General features: G+C 55.0%; 12 protein-coding genes and 1 tRNA gene. 3 read left to right on the plus strand and 10 right to left on the minus strand.

What is annotated here, in order from left to right; all coding sequences use genetic code 11:
• The first annotated feature begins 1 nt into the window (after nucleotide 1).
• Nucleotides 2-1,084: a tyrosine-type recombinase/integrase gene (locus DS901_RS13895; RefSeq protein ID WP_113777537.1), complete on the plus strand. Its 1,083-nt coding sequence runs from the start codon at nucleotides 2-4 to the stop codon at nucleotides 1,082-1,084.
• A 21-nt stretch (nucleotides 1,085-1,105) separates the two neighbouring features.
• Here DS901_RS13895 and DS901_RS13900 read toward each other — a convergent pair.
• The 3 genes from DS901_RS13900 to DS901_RS13910 form a co-directional block, all read right to left on the minus strand.
• Nucleotides 1,106-1,183: transfer RNA gene (locus tag DS901_RS13900), tRNA-Arg, on the minus strand.
• Between the two features lie 93 nt (nucleotides 1,184-1,276).
• Nucleotides 1,277-2,194: an MYG1 family protein gene (locus DS901_RS13905; RefSeq protein ID WP_113777538.1), complete on the minus strand. Its 918-nt coding sequence runs from the start codon at nucleotides 2,192-2,194 to the stop codon at nucleotides 1,277-1,279.
• A gap of 72 nt (nucleotides 2,195-2,266) precedes the next feature.
• Nucleotides 2,267-2,578 carry an ETC complex I subunit gene (locus tag DS901_RS13910; protein WP_113777539.1) on the minus strand — a complete coding sequence of 104 codons (312 nt, stop codon included), beginning with the start codon at nucleotides 2,576-2,578 and terminating at the stop codon, nucleotides 2,267-2,269.
• 266 nt (nucleotides 2,579-2,844) lie between these two features.
• Between DS901_RS13910 and uvrB the strand changes: the two genes are divergently transcribed.
• Nucleotides 2,845-5,049 carry an excinuclease ABC subunit UvrB gene (uvrB, locus tag DS901_RS13915; protein WP_113777540.1) on the plus strand — a complete coding sequence of 735 codons (2,205 nt, stop codon included), beginning with the start codon at nucleotides 2,845-2,847 and terminating at the stop codon, nucleotides 5,047-5,049.
• 322 nt (nucleotides 5,050-5,371) lie between these two features.
• Here the strand turns inward: uvrB and DS901_RS13925 are convergent, their stop codons facing one another.
• The 7 genes from DS901_RS13925 to DS901_RS13955 all read right to left on the minus strand — a co-directional run bounded on the left by DS901_RS13925 (nucleotide 5,372) and on the right by DS901_RS13955 (nucleotide 13,403).
• Entirely contained in the window at nucleotides 5,372-5,989 is a 618-nt protein-coding gene (locus DS901_RS13925; protein WP_113777542.1) for an NYN domain-containing protein, read from the minus strand.
• Nucleotides 5,990-6,064: 75 nt separating this feature from the next.
• Complete coding sequence (gene cueR, locus DS901_RS13930) at nucleotides 6,065-6,451, minus strand: Cu(I)-responsive transcriptional regulator (protein WP_113777543.1); 387 nt, start codon at nucleotides 6,449-6,451, stop codon at nucleotides 6,065-6,067.
• A complete protein-coding gene (locus tag DS901_RS13935; protein ID WP_113777544.1) occupies nucleotides 6,452-8,674 on the minus strand; it encodes a heavy metal translocating P-type ATPase in 2,223 nt (740 codons plus the stop codon).
• 55 nt (nucleotides 8,675-8,729) lie between these two features.
• Nucleotides 8,730-10,028: a histidinol dehydrogenase gene (hisD, locus tag DS901_RS13940; protein ID WP_113777545.1), complete on the minus strand. Its 1,299-nt coding sequence runs from the start codon at nucleotides 10,026-10,028 to the stop codon at nucleotides 8,730-8,732.
• 116 nt (nucleotides 10,029-10,144) lie between these two features.
• Nucleotides 10,145-11,374, minus strand: coding sequence for an ABC transporter permease (locus DS901_RS13945; RefSeq protein ID WP_113778033.1), 1,230 nt, complete (start codon nucleotides 11,372-11,374; stop codon nucleotides 10,145-10,147).
• 101 nt (nucleotides 11,375-11,475) lie between these two features.
• Nucleotides 11,476-12,282, minus strand: coding sequence for a taurine ABC transporter ATP-binding protein (locus DS901_RS13950; RefSeq protein ID WP_113777546.1), 807 nt, complete (start codon nucleotides 12,280-12,282; stop codon nucleotides 11,476-11,478).
• A 113-nt stretch (nucleotides 12,283-12,395) separates the two neighbouring features.
• Complete coding sequence (locus DS901_RS13955; protein WP_181820877.1) at nucleotides 12,396-13,403, minus strand: taurine ABC transporter substrate-binding protein; 1,008 nt, start codon at nucleotides 13,401-13,403, stop codon at nucleotides 12,396-12,398.
• Nucleotides 13,404-13,870: 467 nt separating this feature from the next.
• On the opposite strand from DS901_RS13955, the gene DS901_RS13960 reads away from it, so the two are divergent.
• The gene (locus DS901_RS13960) at nucleotides 13,871-15,253 is read left to right on the plus strand and encodes an aminotransferase family protein (protein WP_113777547.1); all 1,383 of its coding nucleotides are present in this window, start codon (nucleotides 13,871-13,873) and stop codon (nucleotides 15,251-15,253) included.
• Nucleotides 15,254-15,315: the final 62 nt, after the last annotated feature.

Raw genomic sequence — 15,315 nt, forward strand, 5'->3', positions numbered from 1 at the left:
CGTGAGATTAAAGGGCATCAAGAAAGTTAGGTCCGCAGGCGGCAAGACATATCTCTACGTTCGTCGAACAGATGGACCCGATATCCGCCTGCCCGATCTACCAACAAGCGACCCAGAATTTCTAAGGGCCTACACAGACGCTCGCGAAACACCCAAACGGCTAGGCGGCGCGTTCAAGGCTGGAAGCATTGGTGCAGTGTTTACCGCGGTGATTGCGAGCGAAGACATGCACACGATAAGCCCAGGTTATAGGGCAATGATCCGTCGTCACGCTGACGATATACGCACAAACTACGGCGCAGCCCCCATACACGGACTTGAGCGCAGGCACATCCAACAAGACGTAGACAGCTCAAGCGCACCCAGCCACAGGCGCAAGGTGTGGCGGTGGGCCGCAAAGTGGGCGATCCGCAACGGCTTTATTGAGAACAATCCAGCCGAAAGCCTCAGCTTACCCCGCAGAGCGCCAACAAAGGGGCATCCAGCATGGACATCTGACGATGTGAATAAATTCCGTAATCATTGGGCCATTGGATCACGCCAACGGCTAATTATGGAGGTTCTGCAATGGACGGGCGCAAGGATAAGCGATGCCGTCTTGCTTGGGCCTCAGCATATCGGCGCTGACGGCGTTATCGCCTACGAGCAGCAAAAAACAGGAGGCATGGCTTACTGTCCTTGGTTCTGCGACCTACCAACCTATGCCGACGAAATGGAGACAGACCGGGCCTCAATGCATCGCACACTTGATGCGAGATCTAGCAAGCACCTGACGTTTCTAGCAACAGAGCACAGCATATCAAGATCGGCAAAATCAATCGGCGGCGTTGTTAGGAAAGCGGCCCACGACGCCGGGATACCCAAAAGCGCCCATGGATTGCGGAAATACCGCGCTACCCGACTGGCACATGCTGGCGCGACACCACACCAGATTGGCGCGTGGACAGGTCACGAATCTCTGAAAGAAATAGAACACTACACTAAGTCGATGGATCGTCGCGCAGCCGTATCAGGAACGCCCAGTGAACAGAGAAATGGCAAAGTGACTGAATTTTTGCCAAAAAATCCTATAAAATCGTTATAAAGCAAATGGTTATTATAGATATGGCGAGCCGTGGAGGACTCGAACCCCCGACCTGAGAATTAGAAGTTCCCTGCTCTAATCCAGCTGAGCTAACGGCCCGCACTTAAGAGCGTTGTATCGGTCAATTCCCCTAGCTTTGTCAACGTGGTAACGGCAAGGATATCGGTCAATAACCGGCACAGGCGAAGACTGCTATTTTGCTTCGTCAACCGCGATTTGCGCCATCGCCAAAATCGCATCGCGCGAGGACGCGACAGCAATAAAGCGGCCGTTATGGCAAAATTTTGCGCCCGGAACGCCGCTCGCATCCTCAAGCGCCTTATCCGTCAACCCCGCCCATGCAGCAGGCAGATCAGCGCGTTGGTCAAACGTGTCGTTCGACAGCTTGATCCCACCAAGCGTCCAGTCGCCGCCGCGCGGTGTCACAACGAACAACATATGGTCAGCGCCAGCCGCATCCAATGCTGACCGGTAGGGCATCCCCATCGGCAGTTCCAAGATCGGCGAGGTCCCCGCAGTTTCGATCGCTGCAGTGACCAGCGCCCGGGCCCGCGCCTTGGCAGCGAGGTTACGAATTGTCGCTTCGACAAATGCGCCCGCGACGGGGAGCGCGGCGATAAATGCATCATCGTCAGCCGTTGGCGACGGATCGTCAAAGACGGGTTTCAGGCTTCCCAGCAATGACGGCAGCGTCAGTATCGATAAAGGTCCTGCAACCGAAGGTTCCATGGCACCATTGTCCAACAGGTCAATTGGTAGCACAAATTTGCTATCGAATGCGGCATGTACTTCGGCGATATCATCGGTCGGAACATTGAACGTCGCCAGATACGCGTGCCCATAGTGCGCCCAAATCAGACCAAAAGAGCTATAGGGCTGGTCATCTTCGCGCAGGGGATTGGGACGTTGGTGATGGTCGAAGATTTGACGGTCAGGATCATAATCGCCACCAACGTCATAGATAATTTTATTGGCGGCGGGCGTCAGCATCTGCTTGTCCCGGCTACGCACGATCTGCGCGTCGGGGAACAGTCGGGATAAGACGACCGACGACAGCAATTCATCCGCGTGAAAACCACCGGAATGGGTGATAAGTTGAGTAATCGTCATGCGAGAAGGCTCCGGGGCGTCAGAAATCTGTGATGCAGGGGCGAAGGAAAGCGCGGGTGTGCAAAAGCGTGCCTAATGCGTCCAAGCACCGCGACGGTTCGTCGCGAAATTCTCGGCGTAGCCGCTTGCGCGGATATTCATCTTACGCGGCTTGGGGTCCTGTACGACAGCATCAATCCCATGCTCTTGTGCATAGGCAAGCGCGGCTTCTTTCGTATCAAATGTCAGACGCACTTGTGCTTGCGTATCAGACGATGACGTCCAGCCCATCAGCGGATCAACCTCGCGCGCGCTTTCGGCGACATGTTCAAGCACCCACGACTTAGTCTTGGCTGTGCCCGAAGACATTGCGGTTTTGGCTGGTCGAAAAATACGTGCGCGCATTGTGAAACTCCTTGCGTGGCACTTATCCCGAAACTGGTCGACCTTGGCAAGATCGTTGCACGAGAATTTCCGCCTTTGACGGGGCTAATTGCACGTTCGCACGTAAATGCAACGGGGGGCTGGTCGTAATCTCAACTGCGTCACGCCTTCGCGCCCGAAATCACCACGCCAAATAAGTGTACAAAACGTAAACATTTTATCGATCAGGGTTGAAAACAGTGTCAAAAAGATCGACTTATGATGAGTAAAACCGAGGTGATAAAACCGTGACCACGCAAGCATCCGAACCACAGCCAGCCGTGTTTTTGGCCAACCCAGCACCCGATGTGAAAACCCGCGAAAAGCTGGAAGGCGGTCAACGCTTTGTACTACATACGGAATTTGAACCTGCCGGCGATCAGCCCACCGCAATCAAAGAGCTATCGCAAGGCATCTTAGACGGCGAACGTGATCAGGTCCTGCTGGGCGCAACCGGCACCGGCAAGACCTTTACGATGGCAAAGCTGATCGAAGAAACGCAGCGGCCCGCCATCATTCTGGCCCCGAACAAGACGCTCGCTGCACAGCTCTATGGCGAATTCAAAGGCTTTTTCCCGGACAATGCGGTCGAATATTTCGTCAGCTACTACGACTATTACCAACCCGAGGCCTATGTCGCCCGGTCCGATACATTCATCGAAAAAGAAAGCCAGATCAACGAACAGATCGACCGGATGCGCCACTCAGCCACGCGCGCACTTTTGGAACGCGATGATGTGATCATCGTGGCCTCCGTGTCGTGTATTTACGGCATCGGATCCGTCGAAACCTATGGGGCGATGACCCAAGATATTCATGTTGGTAACATGTACGACCAGCGCCAGATCATCGCCGATTTGATTGCACAGCAGTATCGCCGCAATGACGCAGCATTTCAGCGCGGCACATTCCGGGTGCGCGGTGACAGTCTTGAAATCTGGCCCGCCCACCTAGACGATTGCGCGTGGAAGCTATCGTTTTTTGGCGAAGAACTGGAAAGTATCACCGCCTTTGACCCGCTGACGGGCACGAAAACAGACACGCTTGATCAGGTCCGTATCTATGCCAACAGCCACTATGTGACGCCCAAACCGACGATGCAGCAGGCAATTATCGGGATCAAAAAGGAACTGCGTTTACAGCTTGATCGGCTCACCGCCAACGGAAAGCTGCTCGAAGCGCAGCGGTTGGAACAGCGCTGCAACTTTGATCTTGAAATGCTCGAGGCCACCGGCGTTTGCAACGGAATCGAAAACTATTCGCGCTACCTGACCGGCCGCGCGCCCGGCGAACCACCGCCCACATTGTTCGAATTCATCCCCGACAATGCGATTGTTTTCGCCGATGAAAGCCACGTTTCTGTGCCGCAAATTGGTGGCATGTATAAGGGTGACTTTCGACGTAAATCCGTCTTGGCCGAACATGGGTTCCGGCTGCCGTCTTGCATGGATAACCGCCCGCTTAAGTTCGAAGAATGGGACGCCATGCGCCCGCAATCGGTGTTTGTTTCGGCCACCCCCGCCGCTTGGGAAATGGAACAGACGGGCGGCGTGTTTACCGAACAGATCATCCGGCCAACGGGGCTCATCGACCCAGTAATCGAAATTCGACCTGTTGAGATGCAGGTTGATGACCTGCTGGACGAGGTCCGCAAAGTATCTGGCGCTGGCTTCCGTACGCTGTGCACCACGCTCACCAAACGCATGGCCGAAGACCTGACCGAATATATGCACGAACAAGGCATTCGCGTGCGCTATATGCATTCGGATATTGATACGATTGAACGGATCGAGATCCTGCGCGACCTGCGTTTGGGGGCGTTTGATGTCCTGATCGGCATTAACCTTTTGCGCGAAGGATTGGACATCCCTGAATGTGGGCTCGTCGCGATTTTGGACGCGGATAAGGAAGGGTTTCTGCGATCAGAAACCAGCCTTGTGCAAACCATCGGCCGCGCCGCGCGTAACGCCGAAGGGCGCGTGATCATGTACGCGGATAAAATCACCGGATCGATGAAGCGCGCGATGGATGAAACCGAACGTCGCCGCGCCAAGCAGATGGCCTATAATGTTGAACATGGGATCACGCCAACCACGGTAAAAAAGAACGTCGAGGACATTCTTGCCGGGCTTTATAAAGGTGATGTGGACATGAACAGGGTCACGGCCAAGGTCGACAACCCCGCGCATGGTGGCAACCTAGAGGCCGTGCTGGATGGGCTGCGCGCGGATATGCGCAAAGCCGCCGAGAACCTCGAATTCGAAGAGGCCGCCCGCCTACGCGATGAGGTCAAGCGCCTTGAAACGGTTGAACTGACCATCGCCGACGACCCGCTGGCGCGGCAACAAGCGGTGGATAAGGCCGTCGACGACGCGCAAGCCGCATCTGGGCGCAGCACAGGCGGGCGCCCCGGGCAGCGTGGTGGGAAATCCGGTTATGGAGGGAAACGATAGTAATGCTATTGACTCCCCCTTAAGAGCGAGCTCACGTTAACCTTTATTAATGAAAGGTTAACAAGTGAATTTAAAACGCCCCATATATGCAATTGCGCTTCTGTATGCGATTATCCCCGCCTCAGCTTCAGCGCAGGAATGCGACCCAAATTACACCGGAGCTTGCGTCCCTATAGCGAGCGATGTTGATTGCGCCGGAGGCAATGGAAATGGACCCGCCTATGTACGTGGCCCCGTGCGTGTCATAGGCAGAGATATTTATGGGCTTGATCGCGACGGCGACGGGATCGGATGTGATCGATAGAGACAATGCATTAGGTGCCTAACGCCCCAGCCCCAGCAAGATCACGCTGCCCTGCTGCCAGCGGCCTTTGACCAGAAAGCCTTTGTCGCCGATCTTGGGGAAATCTTGTTTCCAGTCGAGGAAGCGGTCGTTTGTGACGACCCGCATGTCATCCTCGACTGCGTGTTTGAGCAAGATTGGATCGGCGGGTGTGCCGCTGGGCACGAGCGTGACATCATCTTTGGGTAGCCCCAATTCCGCAGCCATAGCGTGATCGTTCACGTGTTTTTTCGACAGTTTATAGCCCACGTTTGCGTCAAAATAGACGATAGGTTCATACCCTCGGTTTTTGAGCGCCCCAATCACTCGTTTCAGCACTACCAGTGACGGATCGCCGCCCCAATGCATCACATTTGACCCATCAACGACAATCGGTTTACCGACGCGTGCGCGCGGTGTTGGTTCTGTTGGCGTGCCGCGCCGGAACCATTTGCGCAACTGCCACATATAGCCAAGTGCGAGCGCGGCAAAGGCTCCGAAGATCAGCTTCCCAAGCCCATCCATCACACGCGTCTTGTCGCCCCCTTCGGGCAATACAACCGCGCAAGCAACCAATGCAATCAGCGCGCAAATCAATAAACCTCGGAGGAACCACATAGAATCGCCTTTATTTTCGTGCCTTCTGTGTATCGGGGGCAATTTCCACAACCAAAAGGCAACATCGGGACGATTTTATGACCCGGCCAACCCTTTCAGGATCGGGCAGTCGGGGCGGTTGTCGCCCGCACAGTCTTTTACCAATTCGGCCAATGTATCCCGCATCCCCATCAACCCGGCGATTTTCGCATCAATCGCGGCAAGGTGTTCACCTGCGATCGCGCGCACGTCTGCGCTGGCGCGCGTCTTATCTTCCCACAGTGTCATAAGATTGCGGCAATCTTCGATCGCAAAGCCCAAGGCCCGCGCCCGCCCCAAAAACGCCAGTTTATGCGCATCGGCCTGCGCAAAATCTCGGTACCCGTTCGTCTTGCGTGCGGGGATCACCAGCCGGATATCCTCATAGTAGCGGATCGTTTTCGCGGGCAGCCCAGTTTGTGTCGCGACCTCAGAAATATTCATCTATGCACCTTTCACCCCGCGCAACCTCAGCGCGTTTGTCACCACTAGAACGCTTGATAAAGCCATAGCCCCCGCCGCAAGCCCCGGCGAAAGAAGTACCCCGAAAATCGGGAAAAATGCCCCTGCCGCGATCGGCACCAACAGCACATTATACCCAAACGCCCAAAGCAGGTTCTGTTTGATGTTCGCCATTGTCGCCGCGCTGACCACGAGCCCGTTAAGCACCCCCGTCGGGTCCCCCGACATCAAAACGACATCTGCGCTTTGCACCGCGACATCGGTACCCGTGCCAATTGCGATTCCAACCTGCGCTGCGGCCAAGGCGGGCGCGTCATTGATTCCATCCCCGACAAAGACCACCTTTGCACCACCCGTCTGCAATTGCCTGACGACGTCAACTTTGCCAGCGGGAAGAACCTCGGCGAAGATATCCATGATGCCCAGTTGCACGCCAATGGCCTCGGCTGTGCGCTCCGCATCCCCGGTGATCAGCACGACCCGTTTTCCCATCGCTTGCAGGCGTGCGACCGTGGTCTTTGCAGCTGGACGCAGCTGATCGGACACGGCGATAACGCCTGCTGCTTTGCCATCAATCGCCACCATGATAGGTGTTTTGCCTGCCTGCGCGTGGCCCTGCGCAATGGCGACAAGCGCCGAAGGATCGACCCCTTCGGCGTCAAGCAACCGCTGCGCCCCAACCAAGATAACCTGCCCGTCAACCAAGCCACGTAGCCCGTGGCCTGGGACAGCGCGAAAATCAGTAACATGCGGGAATGGTGCCTGCGCGGCGGCAGTCATTGCAGAAGCCAGCGGATGTTCCGACAGCGCCTCAAGAGCGGCGATTTTGCGCAGAAACTGATCCTTATCGCCGGTCAAATCGTCGACATCCGTTACGCTAGGACGTCCCAATGTCAGTGTGCCCGTCTTATCAAAGGCTACGGTATCAATCCTCGCAAGCGCCTGAAGCGCATCACCTTGCCGAAACAAGACCCCTAGATCCGCGGCACGCCCAGTGCCAACCATGATCGACATCGGCACCGCCAACCCCATCGCGCAGGGGCATGCAATGATGAGCACGCTGACCCCGGCAACCAATGCATGTGCGAGCACAGGCGCGGGTCCAAACACCAGCCAAAGCAGAACTGTCACCGCTGCGATGCCCATGATCGCGGGCACAAACCAAACCGTGATTTTGGTCACCAAATCTTGGACCGGTAGCCGCGCGTCTTGTGCATCTGCAACCATCGCGATGATCCGCGACAACATTGTGTCTGCCCCGATTGCCGTGGCCCGGACTTGCAGCGCCCCATTGCCGTTAATGGTACCACCAACGACGGTGTCGCCTTCAGATTTTGCGACGGGTACGGGCTCGCCCGTCACCATGCTTTCATCAATATACGACGCACCTTGCGTCACAACACCATCGGTAGGGATCTGCGTGCCGGGGCGCAATATGATAATATCCCCGGTGACAACTTCCGACAAAGACAGTGTTATTTCTTCGCCTGCCCGCACCACGGTTGCCGTATCAGGGCGCAAGGCGATCAGCCGCTCAATCGCCGCACCTGTCTGCCCTTTTGCTCGCGCTTCGAGCCAGCGGCCTAGCAAGATCAACGTCACAATCACGGCTGCTGCCTCAAAGTAGACGGCGCGTGCCGCCGTGGGTAAAAGCCCCGGCGCAAATAGGGCGAAGGTGGAATAAGTCCACGCCGCCCCTGCCCCCATCACAACAAGCGCATTCATATCAGGCGCGCGCCGCCAAAGCGCAGGCAAGCCTTTGGTGAAAAACACCCGGCCCGGGCCGATCAAAACCAATGTTGCAAGCACAAACTGAATGACCCAGCTTGCCTGTATTCCAATCGTCCTCCCGATAAGATGGTGCAGTGCGGGGACGAGATGCCCCCCCATTTCAAGCATGAAAACTGGGGCGGTCAGACATGCCGCAATCACAAACTGTCGAAAAATATCCTGCGCGGCTTGCCCGTGATCAGGCACAATACGTGTTTGATCAATTATCGGCTCCGCCGGATAGCCCGCTTTGGTAATCACTGCGGCGATGGAATCAGGGGCAAGTGCGCTTGCGACTGTCGCGGTGCTTGTCGCCAAATTGACATGCACTGCGGTGATCCCATCTGCCCGGGCGAGCGCGGTTTCCACCCGCCCCGCGCAGCCTGCGCAGCTCATCCCACTGATTTGGAATTTTTGCTCTGCCACCTGCCCCATAGTACACCTTTTGATTGCTCTCGGGTGTCACATAGGGGTTCCAGTGACAGGAAGGTCAAGCACCTAATTCAAAAACCTCATCGGGGAAGTACTTCGCAAGTCGGATGTCTGCCGTGCGGGCGTGCCCTTCCATGCCTTCGATCCGCGAAATCCGTGCCGTAGCTTCGGCGACAGGGCGCGCTGCATTGCGGGTTGCGCGTTGCCACGTCACTGTTTTCATAAATTTCCCAACGGACAGCCCGCCCGTATAACGCGCCGCCCCCGAAGTGGGCAGCACATGGTTCGGCCCGGCGGCTTTATCCCCGAATGCAACGGTCGTTTCTTCGCCTAAGAACAACGAGCCATAGGTTGTCAGCTGGTTCAGCCACCAGTCAAGATCGGTGCATTGCACTGTCAGGTGCTCGGGCGCATATTCATCCGATAAGGCAGCCATCTCTGCGCGGTCGGCGCAAAGAACCACCTCTGCATAATCGCGCCATGCGGCTTCTGCGCTTGCGCTGTTAATTTCAGGCAAGGCAGCGATCAATGCGGGGATGCGTGCGATCACGTCTTCGGCCAACGCACGGCAATCTGTGACTAACCATACGGGGGAATTCGGCCCATGCTCGGCCTGTCCGACCAAATCGGCCGCGACAATTGCAGGGTCCGCTGTTTCGTCCGCCAGAACAAGTGAATCGGTCGGCCCGGCGACCATATCAATGCCAACCTCGCCAAATAATATCCTTTTGGCTTCTGCAACAAAGTGGTTTCCCGGCCCAACCAGAACATCGGCACGCGGCAAGCCAAACAAACCTTTGGCCATTGCAGCAACCGCCTGTACCCCGCCCATATTCAAGATCACATCAGCACCGCAAAGGTCCATCGCAAACAAGATTGCAGGTGGAATGCCATCCGCCTCTGACGGCGGCGAACAGGCCGTGACATGTTTCACCCCAGCGGCCTTGGCCGTTGTGATCGTCATCATCGCACTGGCGATATGCGCATAGCGTCCACCGGGCACATAACACCCGGCAGCCCCCACGGGAATTTGCCGTTGTCCAGCAACAAGACCGGGCAGAATTTCTATCTCCGTATCGACAATCGTCTCGCGTTGGGCCTGCGCAAATTTCAAGATATTCGCATGTGCAAAACGGATATCGGCCTTTGTCTGTTTCGGCACAAGTGCGATGGCGCGGTCCAACTCTGCGCGCGTGACAATGACGTCGCCATCCCATTTATCAAAACGCTTGGCCATCGCGATGGCGGCCTCTTCGCCACCTGTCGCGATCTCGTCCAACAATGCCTGCACGATAGGTGTCACATCAGCATGATCAGATTGTGCGGTATGCGTTGCGCGTTTGAGATACTCGGCCATATCAATTCCCTTTGAAAACGTTGCATTGATTTGGCGCTACAAAAGGCAAAAGGCAAAGGACGATCTGCCCTTTGCCTTCCTTGTTTTACTTCGCTGAAATGCCCGTTCGGAAAGGCTTAACCTTTGCCCTTCCACGGCACCAGAACACGTTCGACCCAGCGCATCAGCATGTCGATGCTAAAGCCAATGACGCCGATCAGAATGATCCCCATCAGAACGATGTCGGTGTTTTGGAATTTTGAGGCGACCATGATCATCATACCAGCACCTTTTTCCGCCGCGACAAGTTCGGCCGCAACAACCGTCCCCCAGCAAACCCCCATCGCAACGCGGGCACCGGTAAAGATTTCGGGCAACGAGTTGGGGATAATCACGTGACGCATAATCTGCCACTTAGAGGCGCCCAAGCTATAGGCGGCATGTACCTTTGAGATACGCACGCCAGAAACGCCGGACCGGGCCGCGATCGCCATGATCCAAAGCGCAGCGAGGAACAGCAGGATAATCTTACCAACTTCGCCAATACCGGCCCAGATGATGACCAAGGGGATCAACGCAAGCGGTGGAACCGGGCGCATGAATTCAACGATCGGATCGAACCAACCCCGGAACCAATTTGACAGCCCCATCGCATACCCAAGCGGAATACCGACCAGCGCACCAAGGAAGAAGCCGACGACAACCCGGAACAATGAATAACCCAAATGCTCCATCAAGGTTGAGTTGCGGAACCCATCGGTCGCAATTTCGGTCATCCGTGACCAGACGGCCTCTGGTGAAGGGAGCCAAATCGGCTCCATCTGAATGCCTGTCGATGGGATAATGTTCAAAGTTCCCTTTGCAGACATCGCTACGGTGCCAAAACCAACATCGACCGACCCTTCTGGGGCGATGTTTTCGCCGTTGACAGCGGTGATAAATGTTTCCTCGTCACGGCCCATTTCGTCATTTTCATCGACCCGGAACAAGGCGCTGCGATAGCTGGCAATCGCGATTGAATCGTTCTTGGCGATACCGTCACCCGGCGTAACTTCGGGGGCAGCAACATCTTCGGTCGCCGGATGCACGACAACAGATACCGTCGCGTCGTCCGTCTGGCCGTCAGGGGTTGTGATAGTATAGGTAAATGACCCCTCACCCGTAAACGCGCCGGGTGCGTGCATGAATCCGGGCAAAAGCTTGGAACCCGTAAATGCGCCCCAAAACACAAAGATCAAAACAACTGAGACAACCGACGCAACGGTGTTAGACGTCACCGCGCTTTCATCCCCAAAGGTCACGGTCTTAAGCGATCCATAGTCGTGTTTGGGTGTCAAAAGCCGTTTGATCCCGCTCCAAATGAACATCGTGATCAAAATCAACAGCACATAAGCAAAGATATAGGGGGCGGCCTTAAAAAGGGTCGTCAAAACGGCCCAGAGTTCACCGCCGAGATCTGCAAGTAGGTTCATTGTGCGTCCTCCGTCCGGCCCATAATTTCTTCTTCCATATCCCAAATCATGCTCAGAATTTCTTCGCGGGTTTCACCAAACTTTGGGTCTTTTTTGACCTCACGCAGGTCTTGGTTCACGCCCATTTCGGCAAACGGTAAGTTATATTCACGGTGAATACGTCCCGGACGTGGGGCCATCACGATCAAACGCTCGCCCAGCAGCAATGCTTCTTCAACAGAGTGGGTAATCAAAATGATGGTCTTGCCTGTCTCTTTCCAAAGCTTCAGGACAAGGCCCTGCATTTTTTCGCGGGTCAATGCGTCAAGCGCACCCAGCGGCTCATCCATCAAAATCACATCCGGATCATTGGCCAAACAACGCGCCAAAGAAACACGTTGTTGCATACCACCTGACAGCTCGTAGACAGCTTTCTCTTTGAAATCCTGCAGCCCGACCACGTCAAGCAGGTGATCTACGATTTCTGCTTTTTCAGCCTTTGGCATCCCCTTCATTGACGGACCAAAACCGACGTTTTCACGTACGTTCATCCATTCAAATAGTGCGCCTTGCTGAAACACCATACCGCGTTCGGCACCCGGTCCGGTGACCGTATTGCCATTCAAAACAATCTTTCCGTCAGTTGGGGCTAAAAACCCAGCAACGATATTCAGCAGTGTCGTCTTTCCACAGCCCGAAGGCCCAAGGACCGACAAAAGTTCGCCCGCCTTAAGGTCAAGCGACACATCTTTCAGCGCCTGCACCGATGATCCGTTAGGCAGATCAAAGCGCATTGACAGCTTATCTATTTGTAACCCCGACATGTCTTACTCCAATAGTTTTCAAAAAAACGAGCGACCTGCCGCAGCAAAATCCCTCGTTTTCTTGAAAACGATTGCCCCGGCGCACGTATGATACGCGCGCCGGGATCAAAGGATTACATGTCGTTGGCTGCTGACAATGGGCCAATGTTGACGTTGCCCGCATAGCTATCAAGCGCGCTGTCGATTGAACCGGATGCCACGAATACATCCGCAACACCTTTCATGTACGCAGGTGCCGCTGCACCAAACCATGCGTCAGACAGTTGTTCTTCCACAGATGGGAACACGAATGTTGCCATTGTTTCGGCAGTTGCGTCTACGTCCATACCCGCATCACTCGCGATGACAGGCAGCATTTCTTCAACACCTGACCCATCGTTCCACGCTGCGTTTGCTTCGGCTGTGACAGCCAAGAATTTCGCAACCAGCTCTGGGTTTTCAGCGACAAAGCTTGCCGGGGCAGATGTGACATCAAACACCAAAATGCCTAGCGCTTCTTTTTCCGCGCCTGTCAGCAATACGTTCCCGTATTCTGTCATGCGGCGCAGTGAGCCACCCCAACCGCAGGCCATATCAACGGCACCTTGTGCCAATGCGGCCGCGCCATCCGGCGGCGCCATGTCAACGATATCAACAGAGGCGACATCAACGCCAAAGTGTTCCATCTGAAGCAAGAAGCCGTAGTGCGCCGCTGTGCCCAATGGGACCGCAACTTTCTTACCGGCAAGCTCGTCCGCGCTGTCTTTGTCAATTTCAAGACCTGACGCGACAACACAGTTGTCGTTTTCAGCATAAGACACGGCGACATCCAGTATTTGCAAGTCTTGTCCGGCAGAGGCCGCAACAACGAACGGCGGCACACCTTGGCTCACGGACAGTTGCACGTCACCTGACGCCATCGCCGCAGACATTGCGGTCCCGGAATCAAAGCTGACCCAGTTGACAGTCATACCCAACGCTTCGTCGTAGGTGCCGTTTACCTTTGCGTATTGGAAAGGCATCGGCCATTCGAGAAAATAGCCAACAGTAATTTCCTCATGACCGGCTGCAAACGTGCTTGTCGCGCCCATCATCAATGTGGCGCCAGCAGCGGCCCCCATCAGTGCAGTTTTAAGATTCATAATCGTCTCCCGTGTTGCGACCCGTATATCGGGCCATACGTTGGGCAAGGTTGTCCCTGCCTCGATTGGTTGAACTGAACATGTTTCGCGCCGGGTTCCTACCCCAGCGCATCAGCTCTTTGTCTTGACCAAGTTTGGCCGCATGAACCCCACCGCCTAAAAAAACCGCGGTAGGTTAAGCAAAGCCAAAGAAATTCATGTCCTCACGTCAACTAAAACAAGCTTCAAAAATATTTACCAATCAGTCAATAAAATGGACGATCAGTCGAAGATTATATAATAATTTCAACTCAATAAACTTTACCAACACCAATCATCGCACCCACATCACAGCCTCTTTGGACCTACGCATCTGCGTATATTGGACCTATCTCCGCAATACATCCTGTTGAAAAACTGCACTTAATTGCAGCAGTATCCTACAAGATTCGGCCTGCGCATTCCCTTACACAAATGGAGCCTCCGACATGGACACTAGTAATTTCACGAACGATCCCGGCCATGTAATCGAGGCTGACCGCGCTCATGTTTGGCATCACCTGAGCCAAAACAAAGTCTATGAAACCATCGAACCGCGCATCATTGTTGAAGGCAAAGGCCTCAACGTTTGGGACATCACCGGAAAAGAATATGTCGATGCCGTCTCTGGTGGTGTTTGGACAACCAACGTGGGCTACGGCCGCGAACGGATCGGCAAGGCTGTCGGCGACGCAATTACAAAGATGTGTTTCTTTAGCGGGGGTGCTGGAACAATTCCGGGCGCGCAATTTGCTGAAATGCTGATCGCGAAAATGCCCGGACTTGACCGCGTTTACTATGCCAACTCGGGGTCTGAGGCGAATGAAAAAGCGTTCAAAATGGTCCGCCAGATCAGCCACAAACACCACGGCGGCAAGAAATACAAGATTCTGTATCGCGACCGCGATTATCATGGAACCACACTTGGCGCGTTGTCGGCAGGTGGCCAAGATGAGCGCAACGCGCAATATGGCCCCTTCGCACCGGGCTTTGTGCGCGTACCACATTGTCTTGAATATCGCGCTGAAAACGGCTTGACGGGCGAAGCTTATGGCATCGCCGCCGCCCAAGCCATTGAAGACGTGATTTTGCGCGAAGGTGCAGACACCGTTGGTGCGCTTTGCCTTGAACCGATCACCGCTGGCGGCGGCATCATCGTGCCCCCCAAAGGCTATTGGGACCGTGTGCAAGAGATTTGCAAAAAATACGACATCTTGCTGCACATCGACGAGGTCGTCTGCGGCATCGGTCGGACAGGAAAATGGTTTGGATATCAACAATTTGGCGTGAAACCCGACATCGTGACAATGGCCAAAGGTGTGGCCTCTGGCTATGCGGCGATTTCCTGTTGTGTCACCACGAATGCCGTCTTTGATCAATTCAAAGACGACACCGACAAAATGAGCTACTTCCGCGATATTTCGACATTTGGCGGCTGTACGGGCGGTCCCGCCGCTGCGATCGAAAACATGAAAATCATCGAAGAAGAAGACCTGCTTGGGAATTCCGCCGCTATGGGCGAACATTTTCGGGACAATCTGAACGGGCTGATGGAAACGCACAAATGGATCGGGGACGTGCGCGGTATGGGGCTATTTGCCGGGATCGAACTGGTCACCGACCGCGACACCAAAGAACCCGTCGGCGAGCCTGAAATCGGGGCCATCGTGGCTGATTGCATCAATCAAGGCGTGATGATCGGCAACACAAACCGTTCAGTGCCGGGGTACAACAACGCACTTTTGTTTGCGCCAGCGTTGATCGCTACCAAAGACGATCTGAACCGCATCTCCGAGGCCGTCGGCCACGCGATCAAGCGCGTCTTGGGGTAAATAGAAAGGCCCGGAGCAATATACTCCGGGCCTTACCACCGTAACAGTCGTTATTTCCGTGA

The organism is Loktanella sp. D2R18 (assembly GCF_003318235.1).
In the GTDB taxonomy this organism is placed as follows: domain Bacteria; phylum Pseudomonadota; class Alphaproteobacteria; order Rhodobacterales; family Rhodobacteraceae; genus Yoonia.